Here is a 7,326-nt window from a genome sequence, read left to right on the forward strand (position 1 = left end):
CGACATGCTCCTGGCACTGCTGCGCCAGTACATCCGGCCGTACCGCCGGCCGGTTGCGGTGCTGCTGGCACTCCAGCTGACCAGCATCCTGGCGTCGCTGTACCTGCCGACGGTCAACGCCGCGATCATCGACGAGGGCGTGGCCAAGGGCGACGCGGCCACCATCGTGCGGCTCGGCATGGTGATGCTCGCGGTCACCGGCTTGCAGGTGCTGTGCGCCGTCGGCGCCGTGTACTTCGGTTCGCGGACCGGGATGGGCTTCGGGCGCGACCTGCGCCGGGCGATCTTCGACCACGTCACCACCTTCTCCGAGCGCGAGACCGCCCGGTTCGGCGCGCCCACGCTCTTGACCCGCAGCACCAACGACGTCCGGCAGATCCAGTACCTGGTCCAGATCTCCGGCACCGTCCTGATCACCGCGCCGATCATGTGCGCCGGCGGCATCGTCATGGCCATCCACGTCGACGCCGCGCTGACCTGGCTGCTACTGGTCAGCGTGCCGATCATGGCGGTGGCCAACTACCTGATCATGTCGCGGATGCTGCCGCTGCTGCGCCGGATGCAGGGCCTGATCGACGGCATCAACCGGGTGCTGCGCGACCAGCTGTCGGGCGTCCGGGTGGTCCGGGCGTTCGCGCGCGAGGGTTACGAGCGCGAGCGGTTCGCGCGCGCCAACGCCGCGCTCTCCGACACGGCGCTGACCACGGGCAATCTGCAGGCGCTGATGCTGCCGGTGACCACGCTGACCATCAACGCGTCCAGCGTGGCGCTGATCTGGTTCGGCGGGCTGCGCATCGACCGGGGCCAGATGCAGGTCGGCTCGCTGACCGCCTTCCTGGCCTACTTCACCCAGATCCTGATGGCGGTGCTGATGGCGACGATGACGCTGGTGGTGCTGCCGCGCGCGTCGGTGTGCGCCGAACGGATCACCGAGGTGCTCTCGACGCGCGCCGCGGTGCAGAACCCGCCGGAGCCCAGGTTTCCGCCGGGCGGGATCACCGGCGTCGTGCGGCTGGACGGCGCGAGCTTCAGCTATCCGGGCGCCGACCGCCCAGTGCTGCAAGACATTTCGCTGACGGCGCGGCCGGGGACCACCACCGCGATCGTCGGCAGCACCGGTTCGGGCAAGTCGACGCTGCTGTCGCTGATCTGCCGGCTCTACGACGTGACGTCCGGCGCCGTCCTGGTCGACGGCGTCGACGTCCGCGACTACGACACCGAGCGGTTGTGGTCGGCGATCGGGCTGGTCCCCCAGCGCGGTTACCTGTTCACCGGCACCGTCGCGGACAACCTCCGCTACGGCAAGTCGGACGCGACCGAAGACGAGATGTGGGAAGCGTTGCGGATCGCCGACGCCGACGGGTTCGTGCGGGCCCACGACGACGGGCTGCACATGCGGGTGGCCCAGGGCGGGATCAACTTTTCGGGCGGCCAACGGCAGCGGCTGGCGGTCGCGCGCGCGGTGATCCGCCGGCCGGCGATCTACCTGTTCGACGACTCGTTCGCCGCACTCGACGTGCACACCGACGCGCGGGTGCGGGCGTCGCTGGCGCGGACTTCCGGCGCGGCGACCATCATCGTTGTCACGCAACGTGTTTCGACCGCCGCCCAGGCCGACCAGGTGATCGTCGTCGACGGCGGGAAGCTGGTGGGTGCGGGCATGCACGAGTCGCTGTTGGCCGACTGCCCCACGTACGCCGAATTCGCCGACTCGCAGTCGGTGGGCGCGTTGCGATGACCGCGGCGCCCGTGGCACCGACGGCGGGACGATCCCGCGACTTCTGGGGCTCGGCGGCCCGGCTGGTGAAACGGCTTGCGCCGCAACGAACTCTGAGCGTCGCGGTAATCACGCTGGGCATCACCGGCACGGCGATCGGGGTCGTGGTCCCGCGGATCCTCGGCCACGCCACCGACCTGCTGTTCAACGGCGTCATCGGGCGGCGGCTGCCCGCCGGAATCAGCAAGGCGCAGGCCGTCGCCGCGGCGCGGGCCCGCGGCGACAACGCCTTCGCCGATCTGCTGTCCGGGATGAACGTGGTGCCCGGCCGGGGCGTGGACTTCGGCGCCGTGGGCAGGACCCTGGCGTTGGCGCTGGTCCTGTATGTCATTGCCGCGCTGCTGATCTGGGCGCAGGCCCGGCTGCTCAACCTCACCGTGCAGCGCACCATGGTCGGCCTGCGGCGCGACGTCGAGGACAAGATCCACCGGCTGCCGTTGGCCTACTTCGACGGGCGCCAGCGGGGCGAGCTGCTGAGCCGGGTCACCAACGACATCGACAACGTCCAGTCGTCGCTGTCGATGACGATCAGCCAGCTGGTGACGGCGACGCTGACGGTGGTGGCCGTGCTGGCGATGATGGTGTCGATCTCGCCGCTGCTCGCGCTGATCACCCTGCTGGCGGTGCCCGTCTCGCTGCTGGTGACCCGCGCGATCGCGCGGCGCTCGCAGCGCCTGTTCGTGGCGCAGTGGACCAGCACCGGACGCCTGGGCGCCCACATCGAGGAGACCTACAGCGGATTCACGGTGGTCAAGACGTTCGGCCACCAAGCCGCCGCGCGCGAGCAGTTCCGCCGCCTCAACGACGACGTGTACCGGGCCAGTTTCGGCGCCCAGTTCTTTTCCGGGCTGGTGGCGCCGGCGACGACGTTCGTCGGCAACATCGGCTACGTCGCCGTCGCCGTCGTCGGCGGCCTGCAGGTGGCGAGCGGGCAGATCACCCTCGGCAGCATCCAGGCCTTCATCCAATACGTCCGGCAGTTCAACGCGCCGGTGGGCCAGGTCGCCGGGATGTACAACACGCTGCAATCCGGGGTGGCCAGCGCCGAGCGGGTGTTCGACCTGCTCGACGAGCCCGAGGAGCCGCCCGCCCCCGAGCAAGCCCTGCCCCGGTCCCACGGCGGACGCGTCGAGTTCCAGCACGTGACCTTCGCCTACCGACCGGGCACGCCGGTGATCCACGACCTGTCGCTGGTGGCCGAACCGGGCAGCACCGTGGCGATCGTCGGGCCGACCGGGGCGGGCAAGACCACCATGGTGAACCTGCTGATGCGGTTCTACGACGTCGATTCCGGCCGCCTCCTGATCGACGGGGTCGACATCACCACGGTGAGCCGCCAATCGCTGCGCTCCCGAATCGGCATGGTGCTGCAGGACACCTGGCTGTTCGACGGGACGATCGCCGAGAACATCGCCTACGGGCGGCCGGACGCGGGCGAGGACGAGGTGGTGGCCGCGGCCCGGGCGGCCTATGTCGACCGGTTCGTGCACACGCTGCCGGCGGGCTACCAGACCCGCGTCAGCGGGGACGGCGCCAACATCAGCGCCGGCGAGAAGCAGCTCATCACCATCGCCCGCGCGTTCCTCGCCCGCCCGCAGCTGCTGATCCTGGATGAGGCCACCAGCTCGGTGGACACCCGCACCGAGGCCCTGGTTGCGCGCGCCACGCGCGAACTCCGCCGCGACCGCACGAGTTTCATTATCGCGCACCGCCTTTCGACGATCCGGGATGCCGACCGCATCCTGGTCGTCGAGGACGGCCGCATCGTCGAACAAGGCAGCCACGTCCAGCTGCTGGCCCGGCGCGGCGCCTATTACGCGATGACCCGGGCCTAGTCACCCGCGCCACCAAGGATTCGTTGAGGATCCCGCAAGGGGCGGCTCAAGGCTGAAGGAAGCCAAAGCCGAACCCGAGAGGACAACAACGATGTTCGCTTCCCGTGTCACCGCAGCTCTTGCCACCGCCCTGGGCACCGCCGCCGTCGGGCTGGCCGTCGCGACCGCCGGCGCCGCCGGGGCAACCACTTTCAGCGCGAACCAAGACGCCGTCCAGGCGGGCCACCAGGTGTGCAGCGAGCTGGCCGCCGGCAAGAGCAAGACGGCCGTCGCGCTCATGCTGACGACCCAGGCGCGGATGTCCCCCCGGCAGGCGGGTTACTTCGTGGCTGCCGCGACGAAGTTCTACTGCCCGCAATTCGACGGCCAGACGACTTAGCAATCACCCACCGCGACGGGGGATCCGAGTACGGAATCCCCCGTCCGCCGCTGGAGACGGGGTGGTGCGGGCGTTCCAAGGATTCGTGGAGAGACCGACAAGGCCGGCACCCGAGCCTTTTCTCAAACGGAAGAGAAAGGACACACCATGAAGGCCACCACGATCGCCGCCGTCAGCAGGACCATCACCTTCGCGGTGTTCGCCGGCGCGGTCGCGTTCGGCGTGGCCGGCCCGGCCAGCGCGGCAACGGAACTGATGTACGGCGACCCGGTCGCCGCCGCCGAGTACTGGCACGAGCAGCGCTACGACGACTGCGTCCTGATGTCGAGCGCCGACGTCATCGGCCAGGTCACCGGCGAGGCGCCCTCGGAGCAGGCCATCATCGCCAAGGCCCACTCGACCCCCAGCGTCGTGCACACGGGCCCGATCTACACCAAGCCGGCCGATCCCGACAACCCCAATTCGGGCGACGGCGCCAGCCTGGCGGACGTGCCCACGTTGCTCGCCCACTACCACGTCACCGCCGTCGTCATCGACCGGGACGACACCGCCCGAAGCGGCATCCGCCCGGGCATCGCGGGGCTCAAGCAGGCGCTGGGCGGCGGCCACAAGGTGATCGTCAGCCTCAACGGCGAACTCATCTGGCACCAGTCCGTCGAGGAGAAGGACCGCACCGGCAACCCGCTGTCCGACCACGCGGTGGTGGTGACCGGCGTCGACGCCACCCACGGCATCGTGCACCTCAACGACAGCGGCACCTCCGACGGCCGCGACGAGCAGATTCCGCTGCAGCTGTTCGTCCAGTCCTGGGAGACCAGCAACGAGCTGATGGTTGTCACGCTCTGACGCGTGTTCCGCTGCACCGCAAGCTGATTCGGGCGGACCAGCAAAGATCACGTTGCCGGGGACCGTATTTGCGCAACGCGAGCGGTCCCCGGGTTCTTATGGAATTGGCCAAGTTGGTATCACAATCACTACAAGGCACCTCAATGACACGCGGAGGGTGTTACACGCGATGGTGGACAAACGTCTCGAGTTCGGTCTGCTCGGACCGCTGGAAATGACCGTCGATGGCGCCTCTGTGCCGGCGGGCACCCCCAAGCAGCGGGCCGTGTTGGCCCTGCTGCTGATGAACCGCAACAGCCCGGTCGGCGTCGACCGGCTCACCACGGCTCTGTGGGAGGAGTCGCCGCCGTCGGGGGCCAGGGCCAGCATCCACTCCTACGTGTCCAACCTGCGGAAGCTCCTCGCCGGCTTCGGCGTCGACTCGCGGGTGGTCTTGGCCGCGGCGCCCCCGGGCTACCGCCTCAGCATCCCCGACGACGCTTGCGACATCGGGCGATTCATCGCCGAGAAGACCGCGGGCGTGCAGGCGGCCGCTGGCGGCCGGTTCGAACAGGCCAGCAAACACCTTTCCGCGGCGCTGGCGGAATGGCGCGGGCAGGTGCTCGAGGATCTGCGCGACTTTCAGTTCGTCGACACCTTCGCCACCTCGCTCGTCGAGGAGAAGATCCTCGTGCACACGGCAAAGGCCGAGGCCGAAATCGCTTGCGGACGCGCCTCTGCCGTGACCACCGAGCTCGAGGCCCTGACCGCGGAGCATCCCTACCGCGAGCCGCTGTGGGCCCAGCTGATCACGGCCTACTACCTCACCGACCGCCAATCCGACGCGTTGGCGGCCTACCGCCGCGTGAAACAAACGCTCGCCGACGACCTCGGCATCGACCCGGGCCACAACCTGCGCGAACTGAACGACCGGATCCTGCGCCAGGAACCGTTGGACGTCAAGAAGACCGCCGTGACCACCGCCGCCGTGACGCTCACGGTCATGGACCAGTACACGATGGTGTCCGATCGGGACGCCGTCGCGTACCTGCGCGAGGCATCCGGCGAAAGCTACCCCCTGGACGAGGCCGCGACCCGCATCGGGCGGCTCAGCGACAACGACATCATCCTGCCCACCCCCAAGGTCAGCCGCTACCACGCCGTCATCGTCGACACGGGCAGCAGCTTCGTGATCAACGACCTGCGCTCGTCGAACGGCGTGCACGTGCAGCACGAGCGGATCCGCCGCGCGACCCCGCTGCACGACGGCGATCACATCCGCATCGGTGAGCACGAGTTCACGTTCGAGATCGCCGCGGGGAACAAGGCCGCCGCCGAGTAGGACGTCTCCAAGAACTCGTTGAGAATCCTTCAAGGATTCGGCCCGAGGCTGAGCGCATCCAGGGCCGAACCCACAGTAAAGGATCAGCAATGTTCTCTCCCCGCATCACCGCCGCCGTCACCGCCGCCGTCGGCGCCGCCGCCGTCGGGCTCGCGCTCGCCACCGCCGGCGCGGCCGGGGCCGGCACCGCCGACGACGCTTTCATCACCGAGATGAGGGGCCTCGGCGTCACGTTCAGCTCCCCCCAGGAGGCCATCAAGGAAGGCCACCAGGTGTGCAGAGAGCTGGCCGCCGGCAAGACCGGGACGGATGTCGCCACGGAGGTGCTGAGCCAGACCAACCTCACCACCAAGCAGGCCGCCTACTTCGTCGTCGACGCGGCGCAGGCCTACTGCCCCCAGCTGTCCAGCCGGCTGACCTAGTCACCCGCCCACCCGATTTGGGGGACCCCGCCAGCCGGGGTCCCCCATTCTTCTTGCGCGGCAACGGATCAGCGGTCGCCGAGGACGGCATCCCGGCCGGCATCCGGGGCATCGAGCGGGGCTGGGCACCGGCCACGGTGATCGTCAGCGTCAACGGCGAACTCATCTGGAACGTGCCCGTCGAGACCAAGGACGATAACGGCAAGCCGCTCCCGACGTCGGTGTTCCTCAAGGCGTGGGACGCCAGCAACGAACTGACGGTCGTCACCACCTGACGCGTTGACTGAGGTGCCGGCGCCGGTGTTGATATGGTCGGCGGGTCTGGGTTGAACGGGAGGATCGATGAGCGGGGCGCCGGGCTCGCGTTCGGGGTCGAGGTTCGGACCCTACGAGCTCAAACGGGCCCTCGGGCACGGCGGCATGGGCGAGGTCTACGAGGCCGAACACACCGTCAAGGGCTGGACCGTGGCGCTCAAGCTGATGTCGGAATCCGTCAGCAAGGATCCGGTGTTTCGCGAGCGGATGCGGCGCGAGGCCCGCATCACCGGCCGTTTGCAGGAACCCCACGTGGTGCCGATCCACGACTACGGCGAAATCGACGGCCAGATGTACCTGGAGATGCGCCTGATCGAGGGCACCGACCTGGACACGTTGCTGAAACGGTTCGGGCCGCTGACCCCGCCGCGCGCGGTGGCCATCGTCACCCAGATCGCCTCGGCGCTGGACGCCGCCCACGCCGCCGGCGT

General features: G+C 69.1%; 8 protein-coding genes. All 8 read left to right on the forward strand.

The features are described 5' to 3' along the window. Positions 1–4 precede the first annotated feature (4 nt). On the forward strand, positions 5–1,738 hold the full coding sequence (locus tag A5673_RS26695) for an ABC transporter ATP-binding protein (RefSeq protein ID WP_068239690.1): 1,734 nt from the start codon (positions 5–7) through the stop codon (positions 1,736–1,738). Beyond that, positions 1,735–3,612: an ABC transporter ATP-binding protein gene (locus tag A5673_RS26700; RefSeq protein ID WP_068239650.1), complete on the forward strand. Its 1,878-nt coding sequence runs from the start codon at positions 1,735–1,737 to the stop codon at positions 3,610–3,612. Before A5673_RS26695 ends, A5673_RS26700 begins: the two co-directional genes overlap by 4 nt. 91 nt (positions 3,613–3,703) lie before the next feature. Then, positions 3,704–3,991, forward strand: coding sequence for a DUF732 domain-containing protein (locus A5673_RS26705; RefSeq protein WP_068239653.1), 288 nt, complete (start codon positions 3,704–3,706; stop codon positions 3,989–3,991). Between the two features lie 147 nt (positions 3,992–4,138). Next, the gene (locus tag A5673_RS26710; RefSeq protein ID WP_068239656.1) at positions 4,139–4,837 is read left to right on the forward strand and encodes a hypothetical protein; all 699 of its coding nucleotides are present in this window, start codon (positions 4,139–4,141) and stop codon (positions 4,835–4,837) included. Between the two features lie 169 nt (positions 4,838–5,006). Beyond that, complete coding sequence (locus tag A5673_RS26715) at positions 5,007–6,158, forward strand: BTAD domain-containing putative transcriptional regulator (protein WP_068239659.1); 1,152 nt, start codon at positions 5,007–5,009, stop codon at positions 6,156–6,158. A gap of 89 nt (positions 6,159–6,247) precedes the next feature. Continuing rightward, positions 6,248–6,580: a DUF732 domain-containing protein gene (locus A5673_RS26720; RefSeq protein ID WP_068239662.1), complete on the forward strand. Its 333-nt coding sequence runs from the start codon at positions 6,248–6,250 to the stop codon at positions 6,578–6,580. A gap of 53 nt (positions 6,581–6,633) precedes the next feature. Next, on the forward strand, positions 6,634–6,855 hold the full coding sequence (locus tag A5673_RS26725; protein WP_068239665.1) for a hypothetical protein: 222 nt from the start codon (positions 6,634–6,636) through the stop codon (positions 6,853–6,855). Between the two features lie 67 nt (positions 6,856–6,922). Further along, on the forward strand, positions 6,923–7,326 hold a 404-nt coding region (locus A5673_RS26730; RefSeq protein WP_156748660.1), incomplete at its 3' end, for a serine/threonine-protein kinase.

Source organism: Mycobacterium sp. E3198 (assembly GCF_001667015.1).
In the GTDB taxonomy this organism is placed as follows: Bacteria; Actinomycetota; Actinomycetes; order Mycobacteriales; family Mycobacteriaceae; genus Mycobacterium.

Bases quoted from the DNA above. Each gene is read 5' to 3' on its own strand.
- A5673_RS26695 (WP_068239690.1), top strand. From the start codon at position 5: ATGCTCCTGGCACTGCTGCGCCAGTACATCCGGCCGTACCGCCGGCCG.
- A5673_RS26700 (WP_068239650.1), top strand. From the start codon at position 1,735: ATGACCGCGGCGCCCGTGGCACCGACGGCGGGACGATCCCGCGACTTC.
- A5673_RS26705 (WP_068239653.1), top strand. From the start codon at position 3,704: ATGTTCGCTTCCCGTGTCACCGCAGCTCTTGCCACCGCCCTGGGCACC.
- A5673_RS26710 (WP_068239656.1), top strand. From the start codon at position 4,139: ATGAAGGCCACCACGATCGCCGCCGTCAGCAGGACCATCACCTTCGCG.
- A5673_RS26715 (WP_068239659.1), top strand. From the start codon at position 5,007: ATGGTGGACAAACGTCTCGAGTTCGGTCTGCTCGGACCGCTGGAAATG.
- A5673_RS26720 (WP_068239662.1), top strand. From the start codon at position 6,248: ATGTTCTCTCCCCGCATCACCGCCGCCGTCACCGCCGCCGTCGGCGCC.